The 15,938-nt window shown below is 61.5% G+C and carries 13 protein-coding genes and 2 pseudogenes; 10 read left to right on the plus strand and 5 right to left on the minus strand.

Going from position 1 to position 15,938, the window contains the following annotated elements; translation table 11 throughout:
• Positions 1-24: 24 nt before the first annotated feature.
• The 7 genes from nosZ to hmpA all read left to right on the plus strand — a co-directional run bounded on the left by nosZ (position 25) and on the right by hmpA (position 8,027).
• A complete protein-coding gene (gene nosZ / locus CN933_RS28630) occupies positions 25-1,944 on the plus strand; it encodes a TAT-dependent nitrous-oxide reductase (protein WP_102763095.1) in 1,920 nt (639 codons plus the stop codon).
• Positions 1,944-3,308 carry a nitrous oxide reductase family maturation protein NosD gene (locus CN933_RS28635; protein ID WP_102763096.1) on the plus strand — a complete coding sequence of 455 codons (1,365 nt, stop codon included), beginning with the start codon at positions 1,944-1,946 and terminating at the stop codon, positions 3,306-3,308. The genes nosZ and CN933_RS28635 overlap by 1 nt, the downstream gene beginning before the upstream one ends.
• On the plus strand, positions 3,305-4,219 hold the full coding sequence (locus tag CN933_RS28640) for an ABC transporter ATP-binding protein (RefSeq protein ID WP_102763097.1): 915 nt from the start codon (positions 3,305-3,307) through the stop codon (positions 4,217-4,219). The genes CN933_RS28635 and CN933_RS28640 overlap by 4 nt, the downstream gene beginning before the upstream one ends.
• Positions 4,216-5,043 carry an ABC transporter permease gene (locus CN933_RS28645; RefSeq protein WP_102763098.1) on the plus strand — a complete coding sequence of 276 codons (828 nt, stop codon included), beginning with the start codon at positions 4,216-4,218 and terminating at the stop codon, positions 5,041-5,043. Before CN933_RS28640 ends, CN933_RS28645 begins: the two co-directional genes overlap by 4 nt.
• Entirely contained in the window at positions 5,040-5,600 is a 561-nt protein-coding gene (locus CN933_RS28650; protein ID WP_102763099.1) for a nitrous oxide reductase accessory protein NosL, read from the plus strand. Before CN933_RS28645 ends, CN933_RS28650 begins: the two co-directional genes overlap by 4 nt.
• Positions 5,593-6,597, plus strand: coding sequence for an FAD:protein FMN transferase (locus CN933_RS28655; RefSeq protein WP_102763100.1), 1,005 nt, complete (start codon positions 5,593-5,595; stop codon positions 6,595-6,597). Before CN933_RS28650 ends, CN933_RS28655 begins: the two co-directional genes overlap by 8 nt.
• Before the next feature lie 218 nt (positions 6,598-6,815).
• Entirely contained in the window at positions 6,816-8,027 is a 1,212-nt protein-coding gene (hmpA, locus tag CN933_RS28660) for an NO-inducible flavohemoprotein (protein WP_102763101.1), read from the plus strand.
• A gap of 108 nt (positions 8,028-8,135) precedes the next feature.
• Here the strand turns inward: hmpA and CN933_RS32140 are convergent, their stop codons facing one another.
• From CN933_RS32140 to ric, 3 genes and pseudogenes are all read right to left on the minus strand, one after another.
• Positions 8,136-8,432, minus strand: coding sequence for a DUF6522 family protein (locus CN933_RS32140; protein ID WP_102763173.1), 297 nt, complete (start codon positions 8,430-8,432; stop codon positions 8,136-8,138).
• A 23-nt stretch (positions 8,433-8,455) separates the two neighbouring features.
• Positions 8,456-9,669: pseudogene (locus tag CN933_RS28670) on the minus strand (NnrS family protein).
• A gap of 27 nt (positions 9,670-9,696) precedes the next feature.
• On the minus strand, positions 9,697-10,359 hold the full coding sequence (gene ric, locus CN933_RS28675; protein WP_102763102.1) for an iron-sulfur cluster repair di-iron protein: 663 nt from the start codon (positions 10,357-10,359) through the stop codon (positions 9,697-9,699).
• Between the two features lie 542 nt (positions 10,360-10,901).
• On the opposite strand from ric, the gene CN933_RS28680 reads away from it, so the two are divergent.
• From CN933_RS28680 to istA, 3 genes and pseudogenes are all read left to right on the plus strand, one after another.
• A complete protein-coding gene (locus CN933_RS28680) occupies positions 10,902-11,246 on the plus strand; it encodes a hypothetical protein (protein WP_102763103.1) in 345 nt (114 codons plus the stop codon).
• Between the two features lie 122 nt (positions 11,247-11,368).
• Positions 11,369-11,953 carry a DNA cytosine methyltransferase gene (locus CN933_RS28685; RefSeq protein WP_245425211.1) on the plus strand — a complete coding sequence of 195 codons (585 nt, stop codon included), beginning with the start codon at positions 11,369-11,371 and terminating at the stop codon, positions 11,951-11,953.
• Between the two features lie 154 nt (positions 11,954-12,107).
• A pseudogene (istA, locus tag CN933_RS28690) lies at positions 12,108-12,868 on the plus strand (IS21 family transposase); the annotation flags it as partial.
• A 399-nt stretch (positions 12,869-13,267) separates the two neighbouring features.
• Here the strand turns inward: istA and CN933_RS28700 are convergent.
• Positions 13,268-14,911 carry a putative bifunctional diguanylate cyclase/phosphodiesterase gene (locus CN933_RS28700; protein ID WP_102763106.1) on the minus strand — a complete coding sequence of 548 codons (1,644 nt, stop codon included), beginning with the start codon at positions 14,909-14,911 and terminating at the stop codon, positions 13,268-13,270.
• A 281-nt stretch (positions 14,912-15,192) separates the two neighbouring features.
• A complete protein-coding gene (locus CN933_RS28705) occupies positions 15,193-15,873 on the minus strand; it encodes a Crp/Fnr family transcriptional regulator (protein WP_102763107.1) in 681 nt (226 codons plus the stop codon).
• Between the last annotated feature and the right edge of the window lie 65 nt (positions 15,874-15,938).

Below are 15,938 nucleotides of genomic sequence, written 5' to 3' on the forward strand. Positions count from 1 at the left end.
AGCCAACATCCAAGGAGAGGCACAATGTCAAACGAAGAAACCAAGATGCGTCTGAACAGACGACAGATGCTGGGCACGACCGCCTTCATGGCGGCGGCCGGCGCGATGGGCGCAGGCGGCGCGCTGACGCTTTCTGGCGGCACGGCGACCCCTGCCAAAGCGCAGGCGGCTTCCGTCGGAAGTTACGAAGTGAAGCCCGGCGAGCTCGACGAGTACTATGTGTTCTTCTCATCCGGTCAGTCGGGCGAAATCCGTATCGTCGGCGCCCCCTCGATGCGCGAGATGATGAGGATCCCCGTCTTCAACCGGTGCAGTGCGACCGGCTGGGGCCAGACCAACGAAAGCCGTAAGGTCATGACCGAGGGCCTGCTGCCGGAAACGGTCGAGTTCCTGAAGGATCAGGGGGGCCTTTATCTGAACGGCGACCTTCACCATCCGCATCCGTCTTTTACAGAAGGCACCTACGACGGGCGCTATCTCTACGCCAACGACAAGTCCAACTCCCGCGTCTGCCGCATTCGGCTCGACGTCATGAAGTGCGACAAGATCATCCAGCTTCCGAACCAGCACACTGTTCACGGGCTTCGGGTCCAGAAATATCCGAAGACCGGGTACGTCTTCTGCAATGGCGAGGACGCCGTGCCGGTCCCCAATGACGGCAAGACCATGGGCGACAAGAACTCCTACCAGGCGATATTCACCGCCGTGGACGGCGAGACGATGAAGGTCGCTTGGCAGGTGATGGTCGACGGCAACCTCGACAACGTCGACGCCGACTACCAGGGCAAGTACTGCTTCGCGACCTGCTACAATTCCGAAGAGGGTTTTACCTTGGCGGACATGATGGCGAGCGAGCAGGACTGGGTCGTCATCTTCAACCTGAAGCGGATCGAGGAAGCGGTCGCAAAGGGCGACTACAAGGAGATCGGCGGCGTGCCGGTGCTGGACGGCCGAAAGGGTTCGCCCTACACGCGCTACGTGCCGGTGCCGAACAGCCCCCACGGCATCAACACGGCGCCCGACGGCATCCACGTCGTTGCGAACGGCAAGCTCTCGCCGACCGTGACCGTGTTCGACGTACGCAAGTTCGATGATCTCTTCGATGACAAGATCCAGCCCCGCGACACCGTTGTCGCCGAGCCGGAACTCGGTCTCGGTCCCTTGCATACCGCCTACGACGGCAAGGGCAACGCCTACACGACATTGTTCATCGACAGCCAAATTTGCAAATGGAACATCGAGGACGCCAAGCGGGCCTATGCGGGCGAGAAGGTCGATCCCATACGCCACAAGCTCGATGTTCACTATCAGCCCGGCCACAACCACACCTCGATGGGGCAGACCAAGGAAGCGGACGGCAAATGGCTGATTTCACTGAACAAGTTCTCCAAGGATCGTTACCTGAACGTCGGCCCGCTCAAGCCGGAAAACGACCAACTGATCGATATTTCGGGCGAAGAGATGGTACTCGTGCACGACAACCCGACCTTTGCCGAACCCCATGACGCGACGATCGTCCATGCCTCCAAGATCAACCCCGTCCACGTCTGGAACAGGGACGATCCTTTCTTCGCCGATGCGGTCGCCCAGGCGAAGGCCGACAACATCGACCTGATGGTCGACTCGGAAGTCATCCGTGACGGCAACAAGGTCCGCGTTTACATGACGTCCGCTGCCCCTGCCTTCGGGCTGGAGGACTTCACCGTCAAGCAGGGCGACGAGGTTACGGTCTATGTGACGAATATCGACGAGGTCGAGGACCTCACGCACGGATTCTGCATCGTCAACTACGGCATCAGCATGGAGGTTGCACCGCAAGCGACCGCTTCGGTCACCTTCAAGGCCAGCAGGCCGGGCGTCTACTGGTACTACTGCACATGGTTCTGCCATGCGATGCACATGGAGATGAAGGGCCGCATGCTCGTGGAGGCGCAGGGCGCCTGATGGCTCGTCCGAACATATCGGCACTCGGGATGGCGGCGCTTGCCGCCGTCATCCTCGCCTGTCCCGCATCGGCGGCGACGATCCGCAAGGCTGCCGACGGATCGCCGCTCCAGCCTGTGCTCGACCGCGCCGCGTCGGGGGACGTTATTGTACTGCAAGGAGGGGAACATCAGGGGCCGGTCACTGTCAACAAGACGCTGACGCTCGAAGGCGAATCCGGAGCCGTCGTCATGGGCAACGGCAAAGGCAGCGTGATAACAGTGAAGGCGCCGCAGTCGATCGTTCGCGGGCTTGAGGTCAGAGGGTCGGGCAAGGACCTTTATGGAATGGACTCCGGCATCTTCGTGGCACAGACGGCGACCGGAGCGCGCGTGGAGAAAAACGCGATCATCGGCAATCTCGTCGGCATCTATCTGCACGGTGCACGGGATTCCTCGGCGCTAGGCAACCGGATCGTCGGCTTGCGCGAGGGCAGGATCAGCGAGGCGGGAGACGGCATATCGGTCTGGAACGCGCCGGGCGCTCGGGTCGTCGGCAATGACGTCAGCTACGGGCGGGACGGCATCTTCAGCAAGACGAGCAAGCGGAACGTCTTCAGCGGCAATCGCTTTCGCGAACTGCGGTTCGCAGTACATTACATGTACACGAACGACAGCGAGATCAGCGACAACGTCTCGACGGGCAACGCTGTCGGCTATGCGATCATGTATTCGAGCCGCCTCAAGATAGACGGGAATCGCTCGGAAGGGGATCGCGACCACGGACTTCTGTTGAACTACGCGAACAACTCCCGGATCACCGGCAACATCGTCGTCGGCCGCCTTCAGCCGGCGGACCGTTGGCTGAAGGCGCGATCCTCCGGACATGGCGTTCCGAAGGGCGACGAAGAGAACCTGACCGCAGGTGAAGACCGCCGCCTCGGACCGGAAAAATGCGTCTTCATCTACAATGCCAACAAGAACCGCTTTCGGGACAACGTGTTCGAGGGCTGCGCGATCGGAATCCACTTCACGGCAGGCTCGGAAGGCAACCTGATCAGCCGTAACTCCTTCATCAAGAACCGTAATCAGGTCAAGTACGTGGGAACGCGCCACCTCGATTGGTCGTCGCAAGGACAGGGCAACTACTGGAGCGACAATCCCGCGTTCGACCTGGACGGCGACGGAATTGGCGACAACCCCTACAGGCCCAACGATCTAATCGACAAGGTGCTATGGACCTCACCACAGGCAAAGCTGCTGACCACCAGCCCCGCGGTCCAGGTCATCCGCTGGGCGCAGGCGCAGTTTCCGGCAATCCTGCCCGGCGGCGTCGTCGACAGCCGCCCGCTGATGGTGCCGGCAGACAGGAAGGCCGTGAAATGAGCGGGACCGTCGAGATAGCCGGCGTCAGCAAGTGCTACGGAAACTCAACCGTGGTGCGAGACATGTCATTCGGGTTGGAAGCAGCCGAAACCGTCGCGCTCGTCGGGCATAACGGCGCTGGCAAGACCACCCTCATCAAGCTCATGCTCGGCCTCATCCGGCCGACAAAAGGCCGGGTGCGGGTCCTGGGGGAAGATCCGGCGACGGGCGACTTCGCGGTACGGCAAAGCCTGGGCTACCTGCCGGAAAGCGTCTCCTTCAACATGGCGCTTACGGGCCGGGAGACTCTGCGCTTCTATGCACGGCTGAAGCGGGTGGACGGTGCCACCACCAAAGGCCTTTTCGAGCGCGTCGGCCTCGCCGAGGAAGCCGTCGACCGGCCGGTCCGGACCTATTCCAAGGGCATGCGACAGCGCCTGGGGCTGGCGCAGGCCCTGCTCGGCACGCCACGGATCCTGCTGCTAGACGAACCCACCAGCGGCCTTGACCCGGCCCTGCGGCGGAACTTCTACGAGCTGATAAGCGAGCTGCGGGCGAACGGCACCACCGTGCTGCTCTCGTCGCACGCGCTTACCGAACTCGAGGGCCGGGCCGACCGCGTGATCATCGTCAACAAGGGCGTCAAGATCGTAGACGGAACGCTTGAGGAGCTTCGTCGCATCGCCCGGCTGCCGACGCGCATCAGCCTGAAGCTCTCGCAAGCCGACGCCACGCCCCCTTGGCTGAATGGCGGCATGAAATGGTGCCGCGGCCCGGACGGCGTCGTCGACGCCGAAGTCTCCTCGGACCGCAAGATCGCGCTGCTGCATGACATCACCGCGGATGCTGCGCTGCTCTCCGGCCTGACAATCACCGAACCGACGCTCGACGACCTCTATGCGCACTTTCTCAACGGCGGGGTAACGAAATGAGCAATATCCTCACCATCGCCAGAAAGGAAATCCAGGACGGCATGCGCAACCGGTGGGTACTGGCGACCACCCTGCTACTGACCGCACTCGCCCTGACGCTGTCCTTCCTTGGCAGCGTGCCGACCGGCAGCGTGGGCGTCGACAAGCTCGATGTCGTCGTCGTCAGCCTCTCGAGCCTCACCATCTTCCTCGTGCCGTTGATCGCGCTCCTGCTGTCGCATGACGCGATCGTCGGCGAGATGGAGCGAGGAACGATGCTGCTTCTCCTCAGTTATCCTATCGGACGACGCGAGGTCGTCTTCGGCAAGTTCCTCGGTCATCTGGCGATACTTGCCTTCGCAACGCTCTTCGGCTACGGCGCGGCTGCTGCGGCGCTGATCGCGACGGGAAGCGCTGTCGGACCGGATAGCTGGCAGGCCTTCGGGTCGATGACCGCATCCTCGATCCTCCTTGGCGCCGTGTTTGCTGCGATCGGCTATCTGATAAGCTCGGTGGCCAGGGAGCGCGCGACGGCCGGGGGAATCGCCATTGGTATCTGGCTGTTCTTCGTGCTGATCTACGACATGGCGCTGCTCGGCGGCCTCGTTGCCGCGCAGGGGCTGGCCATTCCGACCGGGCTGCTCAACCTGCTCCTGCTCGCCAACCCGACTGACGTCTACCGCCTGCTCAACCTCGGCTCCGGCGGGGCAAGCGCTCTTTCGGCCCTGGGTGGCGTCGCCGACCACACCGGCCTTTCCTCGCCCGTCCTGCTCGCAGCTCTCGGGTTCTGGACGCTCGCACCGCTCGGCTTCGCCACGTTGATCTTCTCAAGGAGGGAGCTATGAGGCTCACGGTCGCCACTGCAATCCTCGCCGCAACGCTTTTCCTTGCCGGCTGCCAGAAGGAGGAGGATGCGACGATGCCCTCCCCCTATGCGCTTACGGCCGACGCGATGGGGCGCTACTGCGGAATGAACGTCCTCGAGCATCCGGGGCCGAAGGGCCAGATCATCCTGCAGGACATCCCCGAACCCATCTGGTTCTCATCGGCCCGGGACACCGTCGCCTTCATCCTGTTGCCGGAGGAACCCAAGGACGTCGCCGCGATCTATGTATCGGACATGGGCGCGGCGCCGAGCTGGGAGGAGCCGGGAGCGGAGAACTGGATCGACGCGAAAACGGCGTTCTACGTCATCGGTAGCAAGGTTAGGGGCGGGATGGGCGCCGAGGAGGCGGTGCCGTTCTCGAGCGAACGCGCTGCGCGGGACTTCGCTGCGAAGAATGGCGGCCGGATCACCGGATTCAAAGAAATTCCCAAGGACTATGTGCTGGGGACCGGGGCCTCCGAGCACGGCGCGGCAATCGAAACTGAGAGCCATGGGGAGGCGCAAACTCATGGCTAGTCCGATTACCCGCCGCCGGGCGATCTGCATCATGGCCGCTGCCGCGGGACTCCCGCTCATAGGCCTTGGCGGACGAGCCGAAGCCGCAGTGGCCGCGGTGACGTGGAGAGGCCGTGCCCTGGGCGCTCCGGCGACACTGATCCTGAACCTGGAGAGCCGGGCCGACGCCGCGCGGCTAGTAGACCGCGTCGTTGCCGAGGTGTCGCGCCTCGAGAGGGTGTTCAGTCTCTACCAACGCGATTCCGCCCTCTCCGAGCTGAACCGAACCGGAGCGATCGCCGCTCCGCCGGCGGAATTGGTGAACCTGCTGGAGGCGAGCCGTGACTTCTGGGAGACGACTGGTGGTGCCTTCGACCCTACCGTTCAGCCTTTGTGGACGCTTTATGCCGAGCATTTTTCCGCCAGCGACGCCGATCCTGCGGGGCCGTCCGAGGACGCGAAGAGGCGCGCATTATCGCGCGTCGGCTTCGAGAAGCTCAAGTTCAACCGCGATCGCGTCGTATTCGCCCGACCGGGAATGGCGTTGACGCTCAACGGCATTGCGCAGGGCTACATCACCGACCGGATCGTCGGCCTGCTCAGGGAGGCGGGCATTGCAAACAGTCTGGTCAGCATGGGTGAGACACGCGCCATCGGGGCGCAGCAGGACGGCCAGCCGTGGCGGGTCGGACTCACGACGCGAGAAGATGCCGGCACGCCGGACAGCGTTCTGAATCTCGTCGACAGGGCCGTCGCGACCTCGAGCCCGGACGGTTTCCAGTTCGACGCCTCCGGCCGCTTTGGCCACATTCTCGACCCGCTGAGCGGGGCAACGCCAAGACTCCATCGGCGGGTGACCGTCGTAGCCCCGACTGCGACGGCTGCCGACGCCTTCTCAACCGCCTTCAGCCTTCTGGGCACTTCGGCTGTCCGCATCGCGTGCGAGCACCACTCGGAACTGGCGGTTGACATGATCTCCGCTTCGGGTGCGCACGAGCGGTTCGGCCGGGCTGCCTGACCTCGCGGGCCAAAGATCCGTGGTTCGAGAACAACGAAATTCGATCCTCGGTCCGGTCGCAATGACGGTTGCGCGCATTTCCGCTCTATTGCTGAGTAGAATCTCAGCTCAGCCGAAACACAGTACCGCACGGCATGTCGGTCCATTCGTATGTTGAACCGGCGCAGTCACAGCGTCGTGGTTTGAAGAGCCGCTCAGTGGCCAAAGGAGAACCCCAAATGCTCACCCAGCAGACCAAGGAAATCGTCAAAGCCACTGCCCCAGTCCTGGCGCAGCACGGTTACGCGATCATCCAGCACTTCTACAAGCGGATGTTTCAGGCGCATCCTGAGCTTAAGAACATCTTCAACATGGCGCATCAGGAAAGGGGCGAGCAACAGCAAGCGCTCGCCCGCGCCGTCTACGCCTATGCGGCCAACATCGAGAATCCGGAGAGCCTTTCGGCGGTGTTGAAGGACATCGCCCACAAGCATGCCAGCCTTGGCGTCAGAGCGGAACAGTATCCGATCGTCGGAGAGCATCTGCTCGCGTCTATCAAGGAGGTGCTGGGAGACGCCGCGACAGAGGAGATCATCTCGGCCTGGGCGCAGGCCTATGGCAATCTGGCGGATATCCTGGCCGGCATGGAGAGTGAGCTCTACGAGCGCTCGCAAGACCGCCCCGGTGGCTGGACCGGCTGGCGGCGCTTTATCGTTCGTGAGAAGAATCCGGAGAGCGATGTCATTACCTCATTCGTGCTGGAGCCGGCGGACGGTGAACAGGTGGCGGATTTCGAGCCCGGACAATACACGAGTGTCGCCGTGCACGTGCCGAAGCTCGGGTACCAGCAGATACGCCAATACAGCCTGTCGGATTCTCCGAACGGACGCAGCTATCGAATTTCGGTGAAGCGAGAAGATGGCGGATTGGGGACGCCCGGCTATGTCTCTTCCTTGCTGCACGACGAGATCAATGTCGGCGACGAACTCAAGCTCACGGCTCCCTACGGGAACTTCTACATCGACGTCACAGCGACGACGCCGATCGTTCTGATCAGCGGCGGGGTCGGGCTGACGCCGATGGTCAGCATGCTGAAAAAAGCGCTTCAGGCGCCGCCGCGGAAGGTCGTTTTCGTGCACGGCGCACGCAACAGCGCGGTACATGCGATGCGCGACCGTCTGAAGGACGCCTCCCGTACCTATCCGGATTTCAAGCTTTTCATCTTCTACAACGAGCCCCTGCCGACGGACACCGAAGGACGTGACTACGACTTTGCGGGCCTGGTCGACGTCGAAAGGATCAAGGACAGCATACTCCTCGAAGATGCTGACTATTATATCTGCGGACCGGTTCCGTTCATGCGCATGCAGCACGACATGCTGCTCAGTCTTGGCATTTCCGAAGCGCACATCCACTACGAAGTATTCGGTCCCAATCTATTTGCCGAGTGAGGTTACCGGACGAAGCGTCAATTGGTCAGGCAGCATCGATTTGGAGCCAAGGCCAGGTTCAAGTTAGTCTTGGCGTAGTGCAGGCCCTTGGGACTGTCTGCGGCGGGTTCAGCTTTCCCCTACGGATGGTCTGGCTCGTGATGTTCGCGCGCTCGCGCGATAAATGGTCATTTCTTCGGTGATCACGCGATCCTCGCTGTTCAGGATTGCGGTCCACACCCGGTTTCCGATCTTCACGCGCAAGCGGCACGTGCCGACGTCTTCGCCCTCGCCGCGCTCGACCATGCTGGTCACCAGTCCCCTGCGGATGTTCCGACGAAAGTCGTCGGTTGAGAGCTGGAAACGATCCGCGAGCGCGGCGGGGTTGAATGTGAAGTCTCCATTTTGATCTCGTTGCACGTGCATCACTTTTTCCTTGCGAGATACGTCTATTCGGTTGGGTATCCTGGACCATCGGCAACTCGGTGCTCTGCGGACAGAGGCACCCCGCCTTGCCGTTGCCGCGCTCGACCTGACTGCCGAGTGCGGCGCTGAACGCGGGTCTGGGAACAGGGCCGCTCATGGCCGGAAGATATGCTATCAGATAAAGCGTCCACCCCGCCATCCAGCAGATTGCGGAAGCGGCGTCGGGTTCGAAATGGTCCTGATCCAGCCAGCCGCCGGAAATCCGCAGCAGAGCAGAGAGCGACACCAGCGAGAACGCGCCAGCCATCGCCCGGCCGAGGATCAGGGACTCGCCGTTGCGGAACATGGCAGGGCGCATCATGAAGGCGGCGATCATTGTACCCATCGCCCCCATTGTGAGCGCGTGTAAGGCGTCATCTGCTGGAATCTGGTCGGTTAGAATAGCTGAAAGACCGCCCAGGATGAGCGCCGTCGGCGTCCACGCGAATGCGACATGCAGGATGAACAAGGCAGGATAGCGGCGGGTCCCGATGCTCTGCCAGTCGCTCATCTGCCACAGCAGCAGAGCGCCCGAAAACAACAGCAGGAGACCTGACAGCGTCGGCGACCAAGCGCCACGAAGACAGGTCGCGATGAGAATGCCCGCGACCGCCAGGTGCGAGAGCGCCCGCCGATTGCGGAGGGACTTCCCTCCCCCTGTCCTGTCTAGCCAGGAGCGGGTGAAGGCGGGCACGGCGCGTCCGCCAATCAGGATGATCAGCGCGGCATAAAGCAGCGGCGTGGGACTCGGACCATCGCCGATGCTACCCACGGCATTTACGCCAAGCGCGCCTATTCCGATCGGCGCCCAGCACCGATCCCACGCCCCGGAGACCACGACGCCACGCATCAGTATCGCAGTCAGGAACGCGAAATAGGCCGATACCCCGGCCGCGGCAGCGACAAGGGGCAGGTGCTCCGAGAGCGCGCCGGTTAGGCGGGCGGCGCACCAGAGGCAGGTAGCCATCACAGTGACGGCCGGCGGTACGGCCCCGCTCTTCGTCCAGGCCGGCAGGGCAGTCAGGAGATAGCCCCCTGCCGCAGCTCCGCCCATGCCGAACAGAAGCTCGCGGCTGTGCCACTCGACCCTGTCCGGCACGAGTTGTTCCGGGAGGAGCCAGACCATGGGCACGATCAGCGCCCATAGTCCCGCGAGAAAGAAGAGTGGCCGGTATGGTATCCGCCAGATTGATCCCATCTGCTGACTCGTGCGTCAAACAGCCGCCTAGGACGTGGTTTCGAAGCGTGGAAATAGCACTGCGTTCTCGAGATGCATGTGCGCTACCAGATCGTCGGTGAACTTGCGCAGTCCCGTATAGAGTGCGGTCCACGAGCCGCAGGCGCCTGGCGGCAGCGAAAGCCCATGAGTCACATGTTCGACTGTCCGGAGATGCCCTGCTTCTTCCTCGCGCTCGTCTCGCATCTGCGTGACCGGATTGGTGATCACCGCACTGCCGCCGCGTCGCATCATTGGGAATAGAACCTGCTCTTCCTTCATCATGTGGTTCTCGAGGTCGTCCCGCAGGCGCTCCAGTACCTGGGAAAGGCCGATCGGCGCCGAGGGGTGGTCTCCGTGCACCCGCTCCACCTTCTGGGCGAGCGGGATGAGCCAGGCGAGCTCCGCACGGTGCGTCTGGTGATATCTGTCGAGGATGTGTCCGATAAGGTCCGATGTTTCTTCGGGTGCATCTCGTCTTGCAGCAACCACGAGGGCCTCCAGCTCAGCAAGCAGCGCCGACGGCGCGAGACCCGCCTTGACGGCGGCTTCCGCGAGCGGGACGTTGCCGCCGCAACAGAAGCTGATGTTATGGCTCCGGAAGAGTTCCGCGGCTCCGGGCAACTCTGCTGCGATCGCTGAGACAGTGTTGTCGAGGCTTGTTTCCGTCATGATCTGTTCCCTTGCCGTGATGCTTGCCAGTATGTGCTTGGCTCCCGCTGGCTGAAGCCGGTGTCGCGCCGAAGGCGCCTGAACTCAACATGCCTTGTGCAGAAGATGGTCCGCACATTTTTAAATGTGTCGGGCTGAGGGTTCCTTGCGCTGGAGCAAATAATGCCCTCCGTTAAGCCCGAAACTTGGCCGCGCCGCGCGCCGCGAGCGTGTGCTCAGCGCCGGATGTCAATCTCGCCTTCAACCTTCACCAGCTCGAAGTCGGAGACCAGGAGATCAAGCCGCAAATAGACGACCCTCCGGAGCCGGTCATTGTTCCAGATCAACAACCGTGGGTGTCGGAGAGATATCCGCTGTCGCCGCGGTAAATTGATAGCGACCGCGTGATTGTGGCTGTGACCCGTCAAACTTGCTTCGGCATCCAGACCCCCGTTTACCGGAAGATGTATTTTGTCAATTCCTGAATTAGTAAAAAATTAGACGTTATGCGTGTAGTAGAAACGCAACCTCAAGAAGGCTTATTGTGAAGAAAATCTGTAAGGATGAGCGCGTTTCAAAACAAAGCTGTCCAGCTTTTGGCGGCCCGAGCTGGAGAAGCTTCCGCGAGGGATCTCGTGGAGCGCCAGAGGAATTTCCTGGCGGCAGCCTTGGAGCTCTACCGTGCCCTTGGGGGATCGTTCGAACAACTTGAGGCAGTCATAATTGAGGATGCCACGGGCGCTCCTCGCCGTGTTGACCTGATCATTGGTGATCTGATGAACGAGTTGGCCGCCATCAGTCACGTCCATGACATGGACATGATGCAGGCAGCTCACAACACGCTCGACATGCGACTTCAAGAACCGATGCCGCTCGGGCACCGAGTGTTACCTGATCTCTCCGAATAGGATTCCCAGCATCGGAAGTGTTTGCCAAGATGCCGGCAAGGCCGATTTCGGTAGCCTCGGACTCGAAGAACGAGTGCCTGCCAGCATCCTCCGCCCTTCCCGCCCCTCGCGGATACCATTCATTGCGGAAGTTCGCCGAAGGCAGGTTCGGCCGCCGAGGCGGATACGTGCTCGACGGTACGCGCGAGGGAATCAGACAGACGGACGTGATCCACTGCCTGCACGCGGCGACAAGCGCCCCCAAGTTGAGGCTCATTGCTTCCTGGACCGAGCCTCGAGGCCCGCTCTTCGAACTGCCGGAGCGCCGACTCAGGTTTGTCGAACTTTGCGCCGGTGCAGGCGGAATGGCACTCGGCCAGGAAGCCGCCGGCTTCCAGCCGGTGGCCCTGGTGGAGATCGACAGGAACACCGCAGCGACGCTGCGCGTTAACCGGCCTGAGTGGAACGTCATCGAGGAGGACCTTCGGAGCGTCGACTTCAAGCCGTACCGCCAGCAGCGCATAGACCTGCTCGTCGGCGGTCTGCCCTGCCAGCCTTATTCGGAGGACGGCAAGGGCCTCGGCAAGGACGATCCCCGCGATCTTCTCATGGAAGGTGCGAGAGCCGTCGCGGAGATGAAGCCATGGGCCTTCATGTTCGAGAACTGTCTCGGGCCTCCTCCATGCGATGTGGATACCGGAACAATACTCCCCAAATGTGCCGTTTGAATCTTCCCCAGTTTGCGCCGTGAGCGGTCTTCCGGCGCGCGCCCCGGAAGATCGGTCACATGTCATCACCGATACTGCTTCCGATGGTCGGAAGGGGATTTCGGTGATCAAGCTGAGGGAGGTGATGATGATCCTGGATCTACATCGGTAAGGTCTGTCGGTGTCAGCGATCGCCAGGCAGGCTGGTATCGATCGCAAGACGGTGCGCAAGTACATCGAGCGCGGGCTGGAGGCTCCGGTCTATGGCCCGCGCAAGCCGAGAGCGACGGTGATCGACCCGTTCGCGAACGCGTGCAGGCCTATCCCGGCCTGACAGCGCGGCGGCTTTTCCGCGAGATCAAGGATCTCGGCTATTCCGGCGGCTACACGGCGCTGACCGACTTCTTGCGTGACGTTCGACCACCGAGCGAGCAAGGGTTCGAGGTTCGCTTCGAGACGCCGCCGGGCGAGCAGGCGCAGGTCGATTTTGCCCAGTTTCATGTCGTGTTCACCGATGAACCGACGACGCCGAGGATCGTCTGGTTGTTTTCCATGGTGCTCGGCTACAGCCGCCTCATCTGGGCGCGCTTCGTCATGCATCAGAACCTGCCGACCGTGCTGCGTTGCCATGTCGCCGCCTTCGAGGCGATTGGGGGCGTTCCGCGCGAGATCCTGTACGATCGGATGAAGACGGCAGTCATCGGCGAAGGCGAGACAGAGGGTATTGTCTATAACCGTGCGCTTGTTGATCTCGCGCGTCACTACGGCTTTCATCCCAGGGCATGCCGTCCCTATCGGGCCAAGACGATGGGCAAGGTCGAGAGACCGTTTCGCTATATTCGGGAAGACTTCTTCCTGGCGCGCTCGTTCCGCAACCTCGACGACCTCAACGCTCAACTGCGGCACTGGTTGGACAGCGTCGCCAATCCGCGGCGTGTCCGCTGAGGTATGAATACCGGGCGATCACCCGCATCTTGAACAACGGCCAACGTCAGCCGAAGGTGGAAGCAAGGCCTACGGAAAGGATCTTGCACTGCCGCCGAAGCTGGAAGCTGGGCGGATGTTCATCGGACAATCAAAGCGGCGAAGATTGGCTTCCGCCGCCCGCATCCTGACGTGCCGAAAGGTGCTCGGGAATCCGATGTCCACGGCGCGGCGACGTCCTGCGGGCTTGCGGTAGTCCGCCTTCGTCGACGCCGCCAGCCGGGACTGCTGTTCCGCCCGGCGCCGACGAGGCCGGACGAAGCCGTTCGGGATTTGACTGATCAACGTGGACGTGTGCCGACAGCACGCGTGTCCACATCAAGATCCGAAAAGCCGAAAATATTGAGCGCGCTACGAAGCCGCCATGGATGTATGGCGAAGGAATGTCTCGATCGGTTCGGCGGGCATCGGGACGCTCAACAGGTTTCCCTGCAGCCGGTCGCACCCTCTCCTTCTAAGCCAGTCAGCCTGAGCGGCATTCTCGACTCCCTCTGCCACGACTCGCATCCCCAGCCCGTGAGCAAGCGAGATGATGGAGCCGACAATGGTCTGGCTCTTGTCGTCTGTTTCGACGTCTTTGATGAAATACCGGTCGATCTTGATGGTGTCGAAGGGGAAGTTCTTCAGATACGCCAAGGAAGAATAGCGCGTGCCGAAATCGTCGAGCGAAATACGAACGCCCAGCACCTCCAGAGTGTGTAGGGTGTCGAGATTGTTGGTGCTGCGCTCCAGCAAAACCGATTCAGTTACTTCCAATTCCAGGCGGTCGGGCGGGAGACCCACCGCATCGAGGATGTTCGCCACCCGGTCCGTCAGACCCTTTCGAAGGAATTCGGCCGGTGAGAGGTTCACCGCGACCGTGAAGTGCTCCGGCCACGTAACTGCCTGTCTACAAGCCTGCTCGAGCACCCACTCCCCTATCTCACCCATCAGCCCGTCTGCTTCCGCTATTGGGATGAATACCCCTGGCGGCACAGTCCCAGCGAAAGGGTGCTCCCATCTGAGTAGAGCCTCGAAACCGACGATAGCGGCGGCCTCTGCAATCGGTTGGTACTCGATAAAGGATTGACATTCCCGAAGCGCTACGCGCAGACTGCGCCGCAGCATCTCCCGCTGCTCCAACATGATGAGCATGGAACGATTGAACGCTCTGGCACGGCCCCGCCCGTCGTTCTTCGCAGCGTAGAGTGCGATGTCCGCGGCTCGCATCAACTGCTCGCCATCGTCCCCGTCCTCGGGCGCGACGGCGATGCCGACGCTCGCGCCGACGAACACCTCGATACCTTCGATGCTGAAGGGCGCCCTGAAGGCATCTACGATCGACTCGGCTAAACGCTCGGCTTGGCCCGGCCGTCCACCTCGCTGGATGACGGCGAACTCATCCCCTGCCAGTCGATAGGCAGTCTCCCCCTCGCCAAGCACGGCTTGGAGTCGCTCAGCGGTCTCCTTGAGCACTAGATCACCCGCAGCATGCCCGAGCGTGTCATTGACGGGTTTGAAGTCATCAAGATCGATTTGCATGAACGCAAGATTTTGCGGGGCTTGCACCGGCAGATTCTCGTGCAAGTCGTGACTGAATTGACGCCGGTTCGGCAATCCGGTCAAAGCGTCGTGCATGGCCTGGTGGAGAAGACGAACGCGCTCGTCGGTCTCGCATCCAGGCGCTTGTACGGCGGCCTCGCCGACCTCCATGACTCCCACGCCCCGCTCCCCTCGAAAGACGAAGAGCTTCCGACCCGATGCAGACGAACCGGGAACTGTCATGCTTTTCGGCAAACCGGTAGCGAGTACCGATTGTACCGCCAACTTTAGGTCGGGAGACAAGAGTTCCGGATAAATGTTCCAGAGCGTTGCTTCGCCCGACGTGGCCGCCGGATAGGTTCTCCCCAGCATCGACGAACAACTGACGAGCCTAAACTCCTCACCGAATGTTGAGATGAGCTCACCGGCTCCACCATTCGATGAATTCGACGACGCCATGCCGATATCTGCCATCCTGAGGTCTCTGCGTGCAAGGCCGACTACGTCTCAGCAGCCAGAACTTATAAACTTCCCGTGCGGCAAAACTAACGGTTGTCGGTAAATATCATAATCGTACCAAGGCGGCTATTCAGCATTCAGCACGCGTAACATCAAATTGAACGGCCCCACCGACACGGTTGTTGCCGGCATGCGCGAGGGAGGGAAAAGCGTCCGTCGATGTATTGAGTGGCGAACTCGTGGCTCTGAACGTCGGGGGGCTGATTGTTTTCGGATGAGCGTGTTGCAGCGCCGGCTCAGAACCGCTCCAGCGCGTGCCGGTCATGTATCTCGATCATCCGACCCTTTACGGTCACTCCCGACTGGCGCAGCGTCGAAAAGGCGCGTGAAAGGGCCTCCGGGGCGAGGCCAAGTTTCCCCGCAAGCACGTTCTTCTGGAACGGCAAGCGGAACGAGAAGCTTGTGGTAGTGCCGTTTGGACATTGATCGAGTATGTAGCTTGCGACGCGCTGGGCAGCGGTGAGCAGGCGATCTTGTGCGAGCAGGTCTTCCGTTATTTTGCCTCGATGGCAGAGATGCTCGATGAAAGCCTGCGCTACATCGGGGTCTGCGACGGCGAGTTGCCGAAGCTTGGCACTGTCAATTCGCGCAATTATGGATGCTTCGGCAGCCTCCGCGCTGGCGGTGGCACGCCCTAGATACATGGCGTTCTCGGCAAACATCTCGCCTTTGGAAAACACCGCGACATCGGCCTCGCGCCCATCTTTTCCAACACGGTAGAGGCGGATCAGACCTGAAAGTACAAAGAACACGTCGTCGATGCTGTCGCCCTGGTGGAAGAGGACATCGTGCTCCTCGTAAGTGGACAGCCTCGTGTCCTCGAGAATGGCGTCGACAGTGGAGCGCGGCAGCCGCACGAAGAAGCGCGAACGCAAGAAGGTCGTCCTGTCGCTCGAAGTCAATTGTAGTGTCTCCATTGCGCATGTCCCAATAAACATGCCACCAGCCTAGCGCTATGTCGGTTGCGGTAAGTTGATCTTGG

Origin of the sequence: Sinorhizobium sp. M4_45 (assembly GCF_002885915.1) — a bacterium.
GTDB lineage: Bacteria > Pseudomonadota > Alphaproteobacteria > Rhizobiales > Rhizobiaceae > Sinorhizobium > Sinorhizobium meliloti_A.

Coding starts and splice junctions, on each gene's coding strand:
- CN933_RS32140 (WP_102763173.1), bottom strand. CDS start 8,432: ATGCACGTGCAACGAGATCAAAATGGAGACTTCACATTCAACCCCGCC.
- ric (WP_102763102.1), bottom strand. CDS start 10,359: ATGACGGAAACAAGCCTCGACAACACTGTCTCAGCGATCGCAGCAGAG.
- CN933_RS28650 (WP_102763099.1), top strand. CDS start 5,040: ATGAGGCTCACGGTCGCCACTGCAATCCTCGCCGCAACGCTTTTCCTT.
- CN933_RS28645 (WP_102763098.1), top strand. CDS start 4,216: ATGAGCAATATCCTCACCATCGCCAGAAAGGAAATCCAGGACGGCATG.
- CN933_RS28640 (WP_102763097.1), top strand. CDS start 3,305: ATGAGCGGGACCGTCGAGATAGCCGGCGTCAGCAAGTGCTACGGAAAC.
- CN933_RS28700 (WP_102763106.1), bottom strand. CDS start 14,911: ATGGCAGATATCGGCATGGCGTCGTCGAATTCATCGAATGGTGGAGCC.
- hmpA (WP_102763101.1), top strand. CDS start 6,816: ATGCTCACCCAGCAGACCAAGGAAATCGTCAAAGCCACTGCCCCAGTC.
- CN933_RS28680 (WP_102763103.1), top strand. CDS start 10,902: ATGAGCGCGTTTCAAAACAAAGCTGTCCAGCTTTTGGCGGCCCGAGCT.
- CN933_RS28635 (WP_102763096.1), top strand. CDS start 1,944: ATGGCTCGTCCGAACATATCGGCACTCGGGATGGCGGCGCTTGCCGCC.
- CN933_RS28705 (WP_102763107.1), bottom strand. CDS start 15,873: ATGGAGACACTACAATTGACTTCGAGCGACAGGACGACCTTCTTGCGT.
- CN933_RS28655 (WP_102763100.1), top strand. CDS start 5,593: ATGGCTAGTCCGATTACCCGCCGCCGGGCGATCTGCATCATGGCCGCT.
- nosZ (WP_102763095.1), top strand. CDS start 25: ATGTCAAACGAAGAAACCAAGATGCGTCTGAACAGACGACAGATGCTG.